Here is a 16,058-nt window from a genome sequence, read left to right as displayed (position 1 = left end):
GTGGACATGTCAGATATAAGGCATCCATGTGGAGCCAGTCAGGATTCGAGTCACACCATCCGGCGGAACGGCCTGTACCTATCTTTGCAGCCGGTCCCAGACCAGCTACTTCCAAGTCTCACAGTCAGGATTGAACCGTCGCCCAGCAGTACAGCAGCGCCCCCACTATCAGGCTTATCGGGGAAGCGCGTCTCGATCAGTTCGCGGCATGCGACCACCACACGCTCTAAATTTGTCATTGTGGGAATCATAAAAGAATGGCGATTCAAACGGAGCCTCCATGAACACGTAGAACCAGTAAGTTTACGCTGGTCAACAGCAGAAGGTGCCGCCGTTTCCACGGTGACCGGCGGGACGATGAACAAACTGCCGAACGCGACGAATCAGCTCGATACGTTGCCACCAACACCAGATCTGCCCCATTCCCCGAACTTCGTAGTGCACCCCAATGGAGAGGCGGTTATCGTTCCGAATGGCGCGATGGGTCCCCACCCGGTCAACACGGGCAAGGGCTTCCAGTTCCAGGGTGGGAGCGGAGGCCATGGGCTCGCCAACAATACCACATCGGTCAGGATTATGGATCCCGTACTCGATGGGAAATATCCTAAACCCAACGGCTACGTTTCGTATAGCAACAAGGCCGATCAAGCCGTGAACCCCTATACCGGACAGACGATCTCGAAGAAAGATCCGATGTGGCATATAGAGTTTGACCCATGATACTCAGTGACTTCCTCTATTCACCCCAACGCCACGACCACCGTGGCTCTCCCGATGGTGATGCCTTACGGGAACAGGATGCGTTAGTTGATGCTGCACTGCTCGAAGTGAAGTTTGACGCCACGCTCATGTCCCTTTGGTTGCTATTTGATTGTCGGGGCACGCTACATATGGACGATGGAAACACTGCGGTGGTAATGGTCCATCAGGTCACAGACTTCCGGTGGAGTGGCACACCATTTGGGCAACGCCGTTGGAGGTCTGTGGCCAGTTGGTCACCCGTTCTCAATGACACCACATTCTCCGCCACCCTGAAGGTGCTCAATGTGGGGGCCACAGCGCCGGATACCCTGTACCTGACAGGTACGTGTGGCGAGTTCCATGTGGGCGACATTCCCGGTGGTGACGACGCGCCACCGGACTTTACCAGTGCAGCCGACGAGGAGATCCGAGCAGGTCTCGCCAGTTGGAACTCGCCGTTTACCCCAATACATTCATCTCATCATTGTGCGTGATTTCTCCGCGGTGTCGTCTGTCAAAGGCTCCAGAAACGACAGGGAAGGTAGCACGGATGGCCCCAGCGACAGTAGCCGATGTGAACCTGCAACTTATGGGCACCCAAGTGGCGTTCATTGGCGTTGACTTTCAGATTACCTTGCGGTTCTCCAAGAACAGTGTTGTGCGCCTAGAATCCATCTTTGCCATTGCCGACACAACGGATGATGTAACGGTTGTGGATCCCGAAGGGGATAAAGCACGGTTCGTATCCGTTCTACGGCTCCATGGTGAGACCGTTGAAGCTGTACGTATCGACGACAGTGTACTGATGGTGGAGTTTTCGAACGGGTCGGTACTAAAAGCCGGGCCCGACGACGATTACGAATCCTGGAGCTATACCGGTCCGGAGCCAACACCAACCCGGGTGATTGCTATGCCTGGCGGCGAGCTTGCCATTTGGCTGCCTGAGGACGTCTAGCTCCTGCAGCAGATTTAGGATGCCGATGATCGGTGTTATGAACCCAGGCCCCTTTTCGCAAGAGGGCGCAGTCGGTTTTAGGGCATTTTCGTACACCGGGCTTCCCATGGCGATGGACGTGCTTTCAACTCTGCGTTGGGGAGTACAGCAACAGAAGTATCAATAGCTCGAATTCCGGCAGGAACGCAGGTTTACGAAGGCGTTGCTGCTGCGCAGCCGATAGCAGCCGGCGGGAACCTGATGGGTGGCGGGAACCAAGTTTTTATGCCAAACGTAGATCCACGATGGGTGACACCATGAATACTGTAGTAGAATAAATTCGATCGTTTTTCGATGAACATCCGTCCGTTGGGTTGATTCTCCCGGAGGGATGGTTCGGGCGCCCCAATGATGACCTGCTGTTTTTAATCGAGGTTGACATCTACGAGGACTCACTCAGTATTACCTCGCAGGATCTAGAGTTTTCCTCATAGACCAACAGATTGAAGCAATCACCTCAAATGCGCAGATGATCGACCCGATATTCCATATCTCCGGCGGTATTGAACTGGGGGTGCATGCGGAGACCGATATTGATCCATGGGTCTTGGGGTTGCCTGGTATCACGCTCGTTGGGATTGCGGACAAACCGCACTGATAATCGTGTCCCACTATGAACGGCCCGAGCCCAAAGTCATTCTCTGTTTGACTAGGTCTAATGTAATCTTCTCGTTTTGTTCATATTTGCAGAAGTGAAAAGAACCAAAAGTTTCATGTAATTCCGTTATACTCGACCGAGTGCGTCCTCTGGCGTCGTTTGTCGAATTAACAGGGCACTTCCGTCATGGCACATCATCACACTGTATTATTCGAGGAGGACCCCGTATGTCACGGGTTGGAGGTCTCGTTCGAGGCACCGGAATATTAGCCATCGCGGCGCTGACGTTATCAGCCTGCGGTGGCACGGGATTCGACCAATCATCGGCAACCAAGGTCATCCAGTCCGTGGATGTCAACCTTGATCCGGCTGGTGCGATCACCGAGGTCGCGAGTAATGCGGTGTATCTCGATGAGTTGTCGGGCAAATCGAATAGCAGTACCGACGACTACAGCGTCGAAGAAGTCGTCGAAGACCTCCCGGTTCGGGTCTCCACGCAGTACACGACGGCTGATGGCAGCGGTTCGAACCTCGACGACCTCGAAGGCCATACAGGTCGCGTTGATATTGCGGTGACCGTTGAAAACCTCACACTGGACTCCTCTGAAGTAACCTACGACGTCGCCGGTGAATCTCGGCAGTCCTCAGCGCTCGTCGGCACGCCTTTGAGCGTGGCCGGTTCCGTTGAACTTGACGACACCACCGCTAGCAATGTCGTGGTCGACGTCGAATCCGATAACACCACCAACGGTGTGGTGAGCCAGACGACTGACGGCGACGCAGTAGTCCAGTGGGGTACCGTTCTTGCCCCACCACAGTCTGAAGCAACCACCACGTTCCGCTTGGTCGCTGACGTTGAAGACTTTTCCACCCCAGAATTTGATTTGGCTGTACAGGCAGGGTTCCACACCGACATGTCGTTTGAGGGCATGTTGACCTCGACATTTGATAACAGCGCCAGCTCCGACTACGCAATGCAGCAAAAATCCATCGAACTGGTGGCCGATATCAACGAAGTCCTGACCCGTGCCGGTACCACCATCACCGAGATTCGGCAGAACCTCGATCACACCACTGACACGTTGGGTGTTGACGCCGCACAACAGTTGCGTCAGAACTCCGATGATATGGTCGCTGAAATGCAGCGCGTTGGCGAACAGCTCACCGCACTGGAGTCTCAGGTCGAAGGTTCCATGACCGGTGCCGAAACCGCAATGAACTCGCAGCTGTCCCAGATCGTGGCGTCGATGAACGGCATGATGGGTAATACTGAAGCCACCCCACCAAAACTGGTGACCGGTCAGGGTTGTGCAGCCACGGTTGAGGACGCCGAGTCAAACGGTTCGCTCTACTCCACCTTCTTGATTCTTGGTGCACAGCTAGAGGGCTATGCTGAAGCCAACGCTGCCTGCCGTGATGAGATTATTGCTGGTATTCAGGACACCTTAGGGCCAGAGGTTCCTGATGTAGAAACTTGTGATCCATCAAATGGCGTGTCAACTTCAATCACCTGTGCACTATTCTCTGCACAAAATTCGGTGCTCAAGTCGCTTGGTGACCTTGTGGAGACCGGGGAACAGATCATCGCTGAACTGAGCACACAGGATGTTTCTGCAGCAGATAAACACAATAAGAAGATCGGTGAGTCGCTGGATTCCGTAGAGGAAAACATCGACAAAATCTTCAACCCCGAAGACGAAGGGACAGAGAACGAAGAACCTTCAGATAACGGCAACGACACCACAGATGACGAAGATGCAGAATCTGGTGATGAAGACCATCAGGATGAAGAACCTGAAGAAGAACCGGTGACCTGGAAGAGTCTTCGCAAGGATGTTGACTCGGCACGTGAGGGCCTTAAGGACCTCACAGATCAGGTAAAACCTCACAGCACAACGGCGCTTGAGGCAGTCGAAAACCATGCTCAAAACATGCGAGAAGGCTTCGAAACAATCGATTCCGAGGCCCAGGAAATCAGCAAACGTCATGAGGATTTGGCCCGAGAAGTTTGTAACATAGAACTTCCAGACACCACCGATTCTGAAGACTCCCTGGAGGACGACGACACTCCAGCAGAAGACGAACTGAGCCAGCTTGATGAGCTAAGTATTCAGTTGACGGGTGTGGACTGTGCCAACAATGCTGTCGGTGAACCTGGCTCGTCTCTGGCCGAACGTGTCAACGATCTTGTAGACGACTCCTATAACGATGAGCTGGAATCTTTTGTTGAGGAGCAAGAAGCCCACTGGGCGGCAGCTCTCGATGAGTTGGATACGGGTTCCGAAGAGTCTGCTATCGCACAGCTGAACACGTCGTTGGATGAGGTTGCATCAGATCTTGATGAATTAGAAGATCTTGTCGATGAAGAGATCGAGAATATTCAAACTGACGCTGATGACAAGGTTCGTCAAGCAGAAGAAGATGCGGCGGAACGTGTCGAAGACATCTTAGAAGAAGCCGGTGAAGAAGATGCTCGCATCAAAGAATTAGTCGGCAGGATCAAGAGTTCGACGTCTGATGCGCAAAGCGATAACGCTAAGGTACAACGGGCGCTCGAAGATCTATCCGTTTATGAGGACAAACTGCCTGAAGATATCCGAAGAGCATTTCAGAAAGTTGTGGATGAAACGGCAGAGGAATTACCAGAGCGTGTTGATTCCCAGGTGCGCGTCGTGACCGATCGAATCAATAACGCCCAGGATGCCGTGGTGAACTCCTACAACACGACGATCTCTGGCCTGGCGACGACTTCGGACGCCGTCGTCAATGACACTGCCAAGCAGCTGGACGAGCAGAAAGCATCGTTGGAAGAGCAACAGGACGCAACCACTGAAGCGTTGAACCAGAGCACGACGAACGTGTTGGAATCGATTCACCAGTCCACCACGTCGTCGACACGCGACCTGGAAGGTGCCTCGGCACAGCTGGGTGCCAGCTTGACCAACGTGATCTTGGACCTGGGTGACCCAGAGATTCAGGGCTCGGGTATTCTCGGTTCCATGTCGGCTAGCTCGGCGATGTCGGATACCGCAGATTACCAGCTGGCGTTGGCCTCCCAGCGTGCGGCGGGTTATGCGAATGTGCGATCGGAAGATATCGCAGAAATTATGCTGCGCCAAGCACAGTTCTCGGCGTCGTTGGAAGCGGCAAGCTCGCTGCCGGTCTTCCACCTTGATGTGCCATCCGGGGCGCAGACCCAAACCATTTACGCATTCCACCTCGGCGGGGACAACGCATGAGTCACGCAGCTGAAGAACTCGATGTAGAAGGTCTCGTCGAGGAGGAAGAAACCGAACCGAAGCGCAAGAAGCGCCTAGGATTGTTGCTGGGGATTTTCGCCGGCGTCGTCGTCCTGGTGTTGTTGGTGGGATATTTGGTGCGCGCCAATGCTGATCAGGGGCCAGATCCGGTTGCGGTGACCGTACCGATCGCACTGTCCGAGGTGGTGCCTGCGGAGAATTCGAAGATCGGTGTGGTGCTGACGCTGGGTTCGGGCGAGGCTGAAGGTTCGCAGTGGCATCAGGCTGCTCAGGGCGCCGTCGTCGCCCAAGAGCGCATACGGCTGGGCGGCAATGATATTGAACTGGTGGCCGAAGATGATCTTGGTACAGCATCTGGCGGTGTAGATGCCGTGGATAGTCTGATCAATCAGGGGGTTTCGGGAATTATTTATGCCAGCTCCGGGGATCATCTACACGATGGGCTCAAGGCTGCCACGGATGCGGGTGTACCGGTGATTTTGCCGTATGACACTGTGCCCGAGGGTGTTGAACGGGTGTGGTCGTTGGCTCCGGCAGCACAAGATACCGCGGATGCTCTGGCGGCGGAGGTTGCAGAATTCGAACGCCCCGTGCATATTAACGCCGGTGGTGAGCTGCCCGAGGGCGTGGATGTTGTTGAGGAATTGGCGTTCAATGCCGAGACGAATATTGATGATTTTGCCGAAGATATCGCTCTGCGTACCGGTGCTAACCCGTACGGCAATGGCGCGTATACGGGTGGGGGAGAAGACGAACAAACACCGCCACCTGTGACAGACAACCCGGCGGATGTCGTGGTGGTTTCTGGGCCGGCGGCCATGCAGGCCCGGGTGGTGTTTGGGCTGCAGACCGGTAATGTGTCGGTGCCGGTAATCCTGACCGATGCTGCACTGAGCCCACGGTTTGAACAGACACTATTGGAACTGGGCGGTACGGTGTCGTCGAATCTGCGCACGATCGGTGTGTCGGCTGACGACGGTATTGCGCTGGGTACCTCCGGGAAGAGCCGTGCCATGTCCGCGTTTTTATCGGCGAATCGCCAGTTTGCCGGTGATGAGTCGATCACCAACCTGACCGGGGATGCTCCACTGGCCGAGGCCGCCGCGGTTGCCGATACGCGTGGCCACGATGCGGTGCTTGCCTTTGCCCAAGCCCTGGATACCGCCGGTGGTACTGATCCGGCCGCTGTTGCTGAGGCGCTTGGCGGTTTGCACATGGTTGCTGGTCATGGCACAGCCGGACCGGCCCTAGACTTTAGTCAAACCCATGCCGTGGATGCGGTACCGACAGTCCTCAATGCGTCGTCACAGCGTCTTGGTTTGCGCCCGGTACACGGTGAATTCTCGGATGCGCTGGTGTGGATCGAACAACCCTAGTTAGATAGTGAGGATGCGGTATTGCGGATTCTGCTCGACCTCGATGGTTCAACACAGGTAGTCAACCTTAACGGCTTCCAGCCACAGGCGACCCTGGCTGATCTCACGGAATCTGCGCTGGGTTACCGCCTGACTGACGATGACCGACTCTACGTCGATCAGCTGCCGGTAACCGGGAAGACCACCCTTGCTGACTGCACGATCCTTGAGGGATCGGTCATCTCGCGTACCGCACCCGACAAGACCGGCAATATTGCCGGTTGGAATGTTGTAGTGTCCGGTGGATTCGCGGTGGGCAACGTGGTGGTGGTGCCCGAGCACCGTGCGCTGGTGATTGGTCGAGCACCGCAAGCTGATCTGGTATTGCCCACCGACAGTGCGTCCTGGCATCACTGCACGATTGAACTGACCGATGATGGTCTGGTCATTCAAGACTCCGGTTCCACCAACGGCACCTATGTTGATGGGGTCAGGGTTGACGAGGATGGCACGGTGGTGACCAAAACAGCCACGGTGCACGCCGGTGGCGCAGTACTTTCTGTGACACCATTCCGCCATGACCCGGTGGCGCCGGCCCCCGGATCGTTGAAGAATCTCACGCCGGCGGCTACGGCACCGTTTAACCGGCCCCCGCGACCGGGCTTGCCGGCTAAACCTGAGGCTGTGGAACCGCCGGCTCCCGAAGAGGTCAACGACCAGGCGCGCTTTAGCCTGGTGACGATCGTCGCACCGCTGATTATGGCCGGGGTGCTCGTGGTGGTGCTGGGCAATCCGCGATTTGCCTTATTTGCGTTGCTGAGCCCCATGATGGCCATCGGCATGTACTTTGAGCAAAAGCGGCGTCGCAAAAAGAATCTTCAGGCGGAAGAAGAGCGCTTTAGCCAGGCGATCAAGGACTTCGATGAGGAACTCACCGAGGCGGCGGCCACGGAGATCCAACGTCGTCAGGAGTTGATTCCCGACCCGGCAACGGTCCTACGACGGGTGGCCTTACCGTCCACGCTGATGTGGCAGCGGCGCCCAGATGCCACCGACTACCTCTACCTGCACGCCGGGATCGGCGATATCCCGTGGCAACCGGAGCTGGATGACTCAGGATCGCAGAAGTATCACGAACGCGTGCGCAAAGTCTTAGATGCCAGTCAGCTCACCGCAGCACCCGTGTTGGTGGACCTAAATAATGCCGGGGTGGTTGGCATTGTGGGGGACCGCGAGGGTGCGTTGGCTTTGGCACGCAGTTTAGTGATGCAAGCCGCCGTGCACGTGGGGCCCGCGGATCTGAGCATCGGGGTGTTTTGTGATAACGGACGCGAAGACATGTGGGACTGGGCGGCTTGGTTGCCGCACACCAAACAACCGGGCAGCTCCTCGGGCGCGCACTGGATGTCGAATCAGCGTGAAGCCAGCGATGCGATGCTGCGCGGATTATTAGACAACATCAACGGGCTGCCAACCGACGGGCTGATGTTGGTTATTGACTCCGAGGTGCTGACCGAGGGCCGGAATTCGCCGGCGCGTGACCTGTTAGGTCATGGCCGAGACAGCGGTGAGGTGCGGATTTTGCGGGCCGATGAGAAAAACACGCAGGTCAGTGGGATTGTTCTTGCCACGACCACCGATCAGCTGCCGGCCGCCTGTACCACGGTTATCGAAGTGGGCCAAGATGCCTCAGCCTCGGTGCATCACCCGGAGGATCTGGTGGATGTTGAAGATGTGACCCTAGCTGGGGTGAGCCTTGCCGACGCCGAGCAATGCGCGCGCCGGCTGGCCCAATTTGAGGACCCAGAACTCGTGGTACCGGGTGCCGCACTACCATCGCTGGTCCGGTTACCAGAGCTGTTGGGTGTTGAGACTCTCAACGCCGATACGATCCAAGATCTGTGGCGATCGCCCGGGATGTCTGGACCCGTGGGAGTCAGCGAGAAAGGCACGGTGTTCTTAGACATTGTCAAGGACGGCCCGCACGGGCTGGTCGGTGGGACCACCGGTTCCGGTAAATCCGAATTCTTACGCTCCTTTATTGCCGGGCTGGCTGCGCGCAACAGCCCCGAAACGCTGAGTTTTATTCTTATTGACTTCAAAGGTGGTGCCGCGTTCAAGGCCGCCGAACGGCTGCCACACACCATCGGAACGATCTCGAACCTTGATGAGCAGCTGGCCGACCGTGCCCTGCGTGCGCTGGAAGCCGAGATGGAACGTCGTCAGCGACTCTTTGCCGAGGCCGGTGAAGACATTGACAACCTGCCGGCCTATTTGGCCACGAATCCGCCGGAACCCCTGCCACGACTGCTACTGGTGATAGACGAGTTCGCGATGCTGGCCAAAGACTTCCCGGACGTGTTGGCCTCGTTGGTCAGTGTGGCCGCCGTCGGCCGTACCCTGGGTGTGCACATGATTCTGGCAACCCAGCGTCCGGCCGGTGTGGTCAACGAAGACATTCTGGCCAATACCAACCTGCGCGTGGCATTGCGCGTGCAAAGTCGCGAAGATTCCTCAAATGTGATCGGCGTACCGGATGCGGCCAGCATTGAACGCTCCCAAATGGGGCGCGCCTACATCAAATTAGGCCAGGACGACATCACCCCCGTCCAAACCGCCCTGGTGACCGGCAAAGCCCAAGAACACGTGACCGAAAAGGTTGAGATCCAAGACGTGGGGCTATTTGGCCAGCTGATGCCACGAAAGACCACAGCCCCGAAAGTCTCCAACAGTGATGAGAACGATTTTGATCTGCTCATCGACGCCGTCATCGCCGCCAACCAGGCCGCCGGGATTGCGCCACCGCGCCAGGTCTGGCCGGAGGCACTGGGCGAACGTGTCCGACTCGACGGCTATGCGGCTGATACCGAAAACACTCCGCAGGACCGCCCGGTGCCGTCCGTGGGCGGCGTGCATCGGGGTGTGGTGCGGGTCGCGCTGGCTGATGAACCCGATCTGCAACGTCAGTCGGCCACCGGCTGGGACATGCACGAGGGCAACCTGATGCTCATGGGCGTGCGCGGCAGTGGTACGACGACGACCCTGGCCAGCATTGGGCTGGCCCTTGCTGCCTCGCACCCGCCACAAGAACTCGATCTATTGTGCCTGGATGTGGGCTCGCGCGGGTTGGCCGAGCTTGAACGACTCCCGCACACTGTTGCCTATGTTGGTGCCGGGCCGGGGGCTAAGGAACAACAGGTTCGCTTCATGCGGTTTTTGCGCACCGAGTTCAACCGTCGTCGTGAAACCGGCGTGAAACAACGCGATATGGTCATCCTGCTCGACGGACTGGCCACCTTCAAAGACGAATTTAGTGACTTCGAGGGCCAAGAACACCTCGAAACCCTCTACCGCGTTTATGCTGATGGGCCCGCGGTTGGCATGCACTTTGTGGTCACCACCACGCGCGCCAAGGCCGTGCCACCGGCCATGGACGAAGTCACCACCCAGCGTTGGATCTACCGCCTGGCCGATGCCTACGACTATTCAGCACTGGGAATCAAAGGCAAAAATGTGCCCGCCGAAGTGCCAGGCCGTTGCGTTGATGTCAACACGCTGTTGCAAATGCATATCGCCACCCCGGATGAGGGCGTCGAAGCGGCCGTGACCGAAGCCGCTGCACGTTGGGCTGATGCACCCGCCAAAGCCGAGGTCATTGGGGTCCTACCAGAAAATATTGCCGTGCGTGCCCTGGCCTCACACTTGGATCTCACCCAGGAGCCGCTGCGTATCCCGGTGGGTATCAGCGAAGACACCCTGCAACCTGCCGTGCTAGAAGTCTTCGAAGAAGAACATATTCTGCTCGCCGGGCCAGCCCGCAGTGGCAAATCCACGCTGCTATGCGCCATTGCCGAGCTGCTGCTCAACGCCCCGGCCGATCAGCGCCCCGCCGTCTGGGGCATTTCCAACCGACGCTCCCCGTTGGGGGACCTGCCGCTGGATAAGATCGCCGAGACCCCCGAGGACATTCCCGGCATGCTGGCGTTATTACGCCTGGAAACCGGTCCGGTTTTCTTACTCATCGACGACGCCGAACGCATTGACGACGCCGACCAGTCAATTTCCGGGCTCCTAACCTCCACCAACCCCCGGGTCTGCGTGGTTGCTGCCGGACGTGCCGGCGACCTGCGCTCGCAGTACGGCCACTGGACCAAGAAACTGTCCAAAGCCCGGTGCGGGGTCCTGTTGCAACCCGATGTTGATTTTGACGGCGACCTGCTCAACGTCAAGATCCCGCGCCGCGCCCCGGTCGCCATGACCACCGGACGCGGCTATGCCGGAGTCGGCGGATCAGTAGCGCTGATCCAATCGATGAGTCCAACCGACCATGTCGAATCATCTCAGCCACCGGTTGAGACACAAGCCAAGTCTTAGTCGTGGAAAGTCCACGACTCAAAACAGTGTTCTAAGGAGAACTCATGACCATTACTCGCTTTTCGAAGAAACTCGCAGCCCTGGCGGTTTTGCCATTTGCCGCGGTGCTCACCCTCTCCGGGTGCGGGGAAGAAACCACCGAAACCTCGTTCAAGCAGGAACAAAACGGTGTAGAGATGACCCTGACGTACACCCACAAGGGCGATGAAGTCCTCAAACAGACCACCAGCAATGTTATTGACTATGAAGCAGCCGGCTTGGCAGATAAAGAAGAAGCTCAAGCCCTGCTGGACCCAATGGTGGAACAAGCTGCTGATATTGAAGGCTATGAGCAGTCCGTTGAATATGGCGAAACCTCAGCAACCGAAGAAGTCAGCATTGATTATGAAGTCGTGGATATGAGCCAACTGGGTGACCTGCCTGGCTTTGAAGGCTCCGCCGACATGGAAGATGCCGACTACGTCAGCTTTGAAGAAAGCCGCGAACTGCTGGAACAGCAAGGGTTCACCGAAGTCGAATAATACGATGTGACGCTGGCGGCCCACACGTCGTCACGAATAGGCGGGGAGTCTTGACCAGAGGGCTCCCCGCTTCACATTATTGACTATCTTTCAAATTCATGAGAAAACCAAGTTTGCGTTGTGCTAGCACCGCGACGTCTACATGTGTTCCAAGGAGAACTGCCCATGATTATCGTTCCACCATGGAAGAAAAAATTCACCGCCATGGCCGTGCTGCCCTTTGCTGCGGCTTTGACACTATCGGCCTGTGACGATGCTACGAACGACGCTTCGAACGTCCATATTGAGCCGGTCGAATCCCCGGAAGCGCCAAGTGAAACCAGTATTGAACCAGTTGAAACCACCCCGGAGCCGCCTGCGACCGATGGTGAAACAACCGAAACCGCCTTTACCCAAAACCAAAACGGTGTGGACATGACCCTGACGTATACCGCAGTCGGCGACCGGGTTGTCAAACAGACCACCCGCAACGTGATCGACTACCGAGCAGCTGGGATTGGTAGTAAAGAAGATGCCCAGGAAATCTTCGACCCGCTGATGGAACAATCCGCCGGCGTCGAAGGCTATGACCAGAGCATCGAATACGGCGAGACTTCGGCCGTTGAGGAAGTCAGCATTGACTACCGGGTCGTGGATATGAATGCCCTGAGCGATATCCCGGGCTTTGAAGGCTCGGGCAACATGGATGGAGCCGATTTTGTCAGTCTGTCGGAAAGCCGCAAACTGCTTGAACAGCAGGGTTTCAGCGAAGTTGAATAGGACTGCTACAGTGCGATGGCAATGAACGGCCTCTTGGATCGTGCTGTTAGTAGTTCTGGTAGTGGATTCTGCTATATCAAACCTGTGTAGCCAGTGACCTGTTGATATTTAGGACGCAGGTATTTTAGTCCCGCGTGGTGATACTCAACGGGGAGCTCTGTAAGCTGGTGAAGTTCCCGACCGAGGCATGAATACTGCATTCTGACGTCACCGACAGCGCCGTCACCGTTAACCCATCAGACGAGATGGCCACGGCACCCGAGCAGTTATCGGAGAACCGCACGCCCGACTCATCGCCGGCGATATTTTGCAGCATCTGGGATGGCGAACCGGATGCCGGACTTTGATACAGCGGATTCAACTCATCCGGTCCGCTTGGCCACACCGGGATCAGGGTGATTGGCAACGGGGTCTGGGAGACGGTTCGCGACGGTGTTTCCACGCGGATATCAACCAGTCGCTGCGCCGGGTATGCGGTAGACGACGCCTCAGGGTCCTGCAGGGCAGCATTCGTTGCTTCCGCGGCAGCGTCGAGCCAGGCATCGAATTCTTGTTGATCAGCCACACTGCCTGGCAGTGTCGCGGTGACGGTGAGCTGATCGTTGGCAGGAATTTCGACGCCGTCCAGCTGCCACCCGCAGTCCGCTCGAATGCCACTGTTAGAAGACTGATGATGCTTCGCAGAGACACCCTCCCAACTCACAGCCGGGCAAGCATCTGCCTCGGCATCCGTGGCCGGCAAGACCTCCAGGAACTGTCCAGACAGGGGCGCCCGCTGTGTCGAGTACGTGATCTCCACGGTGATCTGCTCGGCATCGGGATCATAGGTTGCTTGCCGAGACACGGACAGCCCGGTGGGCAACGGTTGATCCTGTTGGCTGGCTTGTAGTGCGGTATCCGAGGTGGTTTGCGCATCGGCGGCATTGCCGGTGAATAACCAAATGCCCCCGACGACAAGCGCGACCAATAACACCAGCCCAGAAACGCCAAGCAAAATATTCTTCTTCGTAAACCAGCTCAGCTGTTCATCTGCTGATGTTTCATGATTCACCGGCTCATCGGGTTCGGCAGGGCGGGCGACCGGCATGGGGCGCAGTACCGTATGCTGCGGCGCCGGACCCAATTCGGGGGCGTGCTGGGCAACCGACGATTCGACGTCATTGGTCAGATTCGTTTCGTGCAGCAGGTCGCTGCGCAGCATGGTCCGAGGGCGCTCGACTTCCACGAAGTCTTCAGTCACCGGCGCTGGTGTAAGTGCCGCGAGGTCAAGATATTTTGGTGCCAAACGACGCATGGTCGCGGCGGCTTCGGCGGCACTCGGCCGGTCGCGCGGGTCTTTGGCCAACAGATCATTGACCGCACGCCATAGCTCGCGCGGGATATCTAATTGTGGCGGTAGCGCGGTGACGTGACGATAGGCAATGGTGAAGTCGGTACCCGGACCGTCGAATGGTGTGCGACCAGAAAGTAATTCATACAGCAGCACACCGGTCGAATAGACATCGGCGGCCGCAGTGGAGTGACCATGGCTGATGATTTCCGGGGCCATATACTGCGGGGTGCCCAACATGCCAGAGGTTTGGCGCTGGCGGGCACTGACCACAGAGGCGATGCCGAAGTCGGTTACTCGAACGGTCTCAGTCTGGCCCGGTTCCCATGGTTCAGACAACAACACGTTGTCAGGTTTGATGTCGCGGTGAATGACTTGCAGTCGGTGGGCTTCGGTCAGACCATCGAAGATCTGTGCCGTCAGGGTCAGCGCTTCAGCCGCCGGCAGGGTCTTCTGGGCTGCTAACAGATCGCGCAGTGTTCCGCCAGCAATATAGTCCATAACGATCGCAAGAGTCGCACCTTCTACAACAAGGTCGCGTACCGCCACAATACTTGGGTGCCGCAATCCGATAAGTACGGAGCGCTCGCGGATGAAGCGCTCGACGATATCGGCGTCATTGGCGTGTTCGGATTTGAGAATTTTCGCCGCGTAGGTCGCATCATCGCGCGTAGATTCTGCTAACCACACATCACCAGCAGCACCTGAACCGATGTGCTTGACCAACCGGTAGGAAGCGCCGAGCGCATCACCGGGCTGGAGAGTCGACATCGCACGCTCCTTCCGGACTGTCGTGATAGGGGTATGTGGATTGTTGAATCGTACCAACGTGACGATTCTTCCACAGGTACATGACCGATGTGGGGCTGCTGATCTGACATAAATCTAATGTTCAAGATCAATTTTTGGTTAAGAATTCCTGAGTAATGAGTGAACATTTTGATGACTCAACTGTCATGTGTCATATCAATCGGATCAATCATCACTAACGAGGTATCTTGAAGCTTCACGTATTATGCCAAGTCAGCCCAATATTTTAAGTGAATCAACGAACATCGTTCGCAGGTACTTGCGTGCCGATTATTCATATTCGGACTATTTTTGTGCAGCTTCGGTGGTAGACGTCATGTTGTGACATGGATTGAAATTAGTTGAAAATCTTTGCTTCGCTAGGGTGGTGCCCAATTTTGGGTGGCCTTTATTGTCTTTTTTATGAGGAGAGTACCTGATGGCTACACGCGTACTATCAACCGAAGAAGCGAAAACCGCGATTCGTCAGATCCAGTCCATTGTCAATGGTGGCTTTACTGATCAGATCACCAGCCTGGATACCCAGGGTCGTATTCTGTCGGATCCGAATGTTTGGGATGGTCCGCTGGCTGAGACCTTCCGCAATGGCACCTGGCCAGAAACCAAATCTGCTTTGGACAGTGCTAAAGAGCAGCTTGAAGAATTGCGCAACCAGTTGGATCGCATTTCCCAAGACATCTTCACCGCAGGTGGCGGCGCATAACACGCTCCCGAATACCGGTGTGTCGAGACTTCTTCGTCCTCGGCACACCGGTTCCCTGTTCTTTCCCGACGCTCATGCGGCGTCATTTTCACTGTGCGGCATTATAGGAATTTAGAAGGCGAGAAAATTCATGTCAGACATCGGCGGCAACGAACCAACGGGCTATAACTACGCAGCAGCTGACACGCTCAAAGCCAAGGCGAGCAACTTGCAGGGCAAGCTATATGCCCAAAAAGGCTCTCGCTCGTCTGCTGTCTGGTACGCAATGCGGGAATTTCGCGGTCACTACTCCGAGATCTTTGATCGTAACGCCGAGGTCGCTTCAGAGGGTCGCCGCGAGGTCGCCAATGCGCTGGGGCAGTTGGCTAGTTGGGTAGTCGAGCTCAAAGAAGCCGCCGAAGCCGAAGATCAACGCCGCGAAGACGCCCGGGCATGGGCAGAACGTCAGCGCCAGCGTGAGGATAACCTTTTAGCTGGAGCATGGCACGAAGTCACTACCTGGTTTGGTGGCGGCGATGATCCGCAGCCACCGCCTGCGGAAGACCCACCAAACTTTCACAGCGACGTCGTACAAGTCCAGGGACGTGAAATCGACCCACCAGCAGGGAACTCA

General features: G+C 56.6%; 12 protein-coding genes. 11 read left to right on the top strand and 1 reads right to left on the bottom strand.

Annotated features, from left to right (window positions below; genetic code table 11):
• Positions 1–240 precede the first annotated feature (240 nt).
• From K8V32_RS10950 to K8V32_RS10910, 9 genes are all read left to right on the top strand, one after another.
• Entirely contained in the window at positions 241–720 is a 480-nt protein-coding gene (locus tag K8V32_RS10950; protein ID WP_303907185.1) for a hypothetical protein, read from the top strand.
• Positions 717–1,235: a hypothetical protein gene (locus K8V32_RS10945; RefSeq protein ID WP_303907182.1), complete on the top strand. Its 519-nt coding sequence runs from the start codon at positions 717–719 to the stop codon at positions 1,233–1,235. The genes K8V32_RS10950 and K8V32_RS10945 overlap by 4 nt, the downstream gene beginning before the upstream one ends.
• Before the next feature lie 56 nt (positions 1,236–1,291).
• Positions 1,292–1,696 (top strand): DUF6188 family protein, encoded by a 405-nt coding sequence (locus K8V32_RS10940; RefSeq protein WP_303907179.1) that lies wholly within the window; start codon positions 1,292–1,294, stop codon positions 1,694–1,696.
• Positions 1,697–2,204: 508 nt separating this feature from the next.
• The gene (locus K8V32_RS10935; protein ID WP_303907175.1) at positions 2,205–2,333 is read left to right on the top strand and encodes a hypothetical protein; all 129 of its coding nucleotides are present in this window, start codon (positions 2,205–2,207) and stop codon (positions 2,331–2,333) included.
• A 227-nt stretch (positions 2,334–2,560) separates the two neighbouring features.
• On the top strand, positions 2,561–5,572 hold the full coding sequence (locus K8V32_RS10930) for a midas domain-containing protein (RefSeq protein ID WP_303907172.1): 3,012 nt from the start codon (positions 2,561–2,563) through the stop codon (positions 5,570–5,572).
• A complete protein-coding gene (locus K8V32_RS10925; RefSeq protein WP_303907170.1) occupies positions 5,569–6,969 on the top strand; it encodes an ABC transporter substrate-binding protein in 1,401 nt (466 codons plus the stop codon). Before K8V32_RS10930 ends, K8V32_RS10925 begins: the two co-directional genes overlap by 4 nt.
• A gap of 21 nt (positions 6,970–6,990) precedes the next feature.
• On the top strand, positions 6,991–11,322 hold the full coding sequence (locus tag K8V32_RS10920; protein ID WP_303907167.1) for a type VII secretion EssC family protein: 4,332 nt from the start codon (positions 6,991–6,993) through the stop codon (positions 11,320–11,322).
• Positions 11,323–11,366: 44 nt separating this feature from the next.
• The gene (locus tag K8V32_RS10915; protein ID WP_303907163.1) at positions 11,367–11,843 is read left to right on the top strand and encodes a YehR family lipoprotein; all 477 of its coding nucleotides are present in this window, start codon (positions 11,367–11,369) and stop codon (positions 11,841–11,843) included.
• Positions 11,844–12,008: 165 nt separating this feature from the next.
• Positions 12,009–12,602, top strand: a complete 594-nt coding sequence (locus K8V32_RS10910) for a YehR family lipoprotein (RefSeq protein ID WP_303907160.1) — start codon at positions 12,009–12,011, stop codon at positions 12,600–12,602.
• Positions 12,603–12,726: 124 nt separating this feature from the next.
• On the opposite strand, the gene K8V32_RS10905 is transcribed toward K8V32_RS10910, so the two are convergent.
• On the bottom strand, positions 12,727–14,703 hold the full coding sequence (locus K8V32_RS10905; RefSeq protein ID WP_303907155.1) for a serine/threonine-protein kinase: 1,977 nt from the start codon (positions 14,701–14,703) through the stop codon (positions 12,727–12,729).
• 457 nt (positions 14,704–15,160) lie between these two features.
• Between K8V32_RS10905 and K8V32_RS10900 the strand changes: the two genes are divergently transcribed.
• Together K8V32_RS10900 and K8V32_RS10895 are read left to right on the top strand one after the other, a co-directional pair.
• Positions 15,161–15,445: a pyrophosphorylase gene (locus K8V32_RS10900; protein WP_303907153.1), complete on the top strand. Its 285-nt coding sequence runs from the start codon at positions 15,161–15,163 to the stop codon at positions 15,443–15,445.
• Positions 15,446–15,575: 130 nt separating this feature from the next.
• Positions 15,576–16,058 (top strand): hypothetical protein (locus K8V32_RS10895; RefSeq protein ID WP_303907151.1); only part of this gene is annotated, 483 nt, incomplete at its 3' end.

Source organism: Enteractinococcus helveticum, assembly GCF_020742345.1.
GTDB lineage: Bacteria > Actinomycetota > Actinomycetes > Actinomycetales > Micrococcaceae > Yaniella > Yaniella helvetica_A.
This window is presented reverse-complemented; position numbering and strand designations above follow the sequence as displayed.

Coding starts and splice junctions, on each gene's coding strand:
- K8V32_RS10900 (WP_303907153.1), top strand. CDS start 15,161: ATGGCTACACGCGTACTATCAACCGAAGAAGCGAAAACCGCGATTCGT.
- K8V32_RS10940 (WP_303907179.1), top strand. CDS start 1,292: ATGGCCCCAGCGACAGTAGCCGATGTGAACCTGCAACTTATGGGCACC.
- K8V32_RS10905 (WP_303907155.1), bottom strand. CDS start 14,703: ATGTCGACTCTCCAGCCCGGTGATGCGCTCGGCGCTTCCTACCGGTTG.
- K8V32_RS10910 (WP_303907160.1), top strand. CDS start 12,009: ATGATTATCGTTCCACCATGGAAGAAAAAATTCACCGCCATGGCCGTG.
- K8V32_RS10935 (WP_303907175.1), top strand. CDS start 2,205: ATGATCGACCCGATATTCCATATCTCCGGCGGTATTGAACTGGGGGTG.
- K8V32_RS10930 (WP_303907172.1), top strand. CDS start 2,561: ATGTCACGGGTTGGAGGTCTCGTTCGAGGCACCGGAATATTAGCCATC.
- K8V32_RS10925 (WP_303907170.1), top strand. CDS start 5,569: ATGAGTCACGCAGCTGAAGAACTCGATGTAGAAGGTCTCGTCGAGGAG.
- K8V32_RS10915 (WP_303907163.1), top strand. CDS start 11,367: ATGACCATTACTCGCTTTTCGAAGAAACTCGCAGCCCTGGCGGTTTTG.
- K8V32_RS10945 (WP_303907182.1), top strand. CDS start 717: ATGATACTCAGTGACTTCCTCTATTCACCCCAACGCCACGACCACCGT.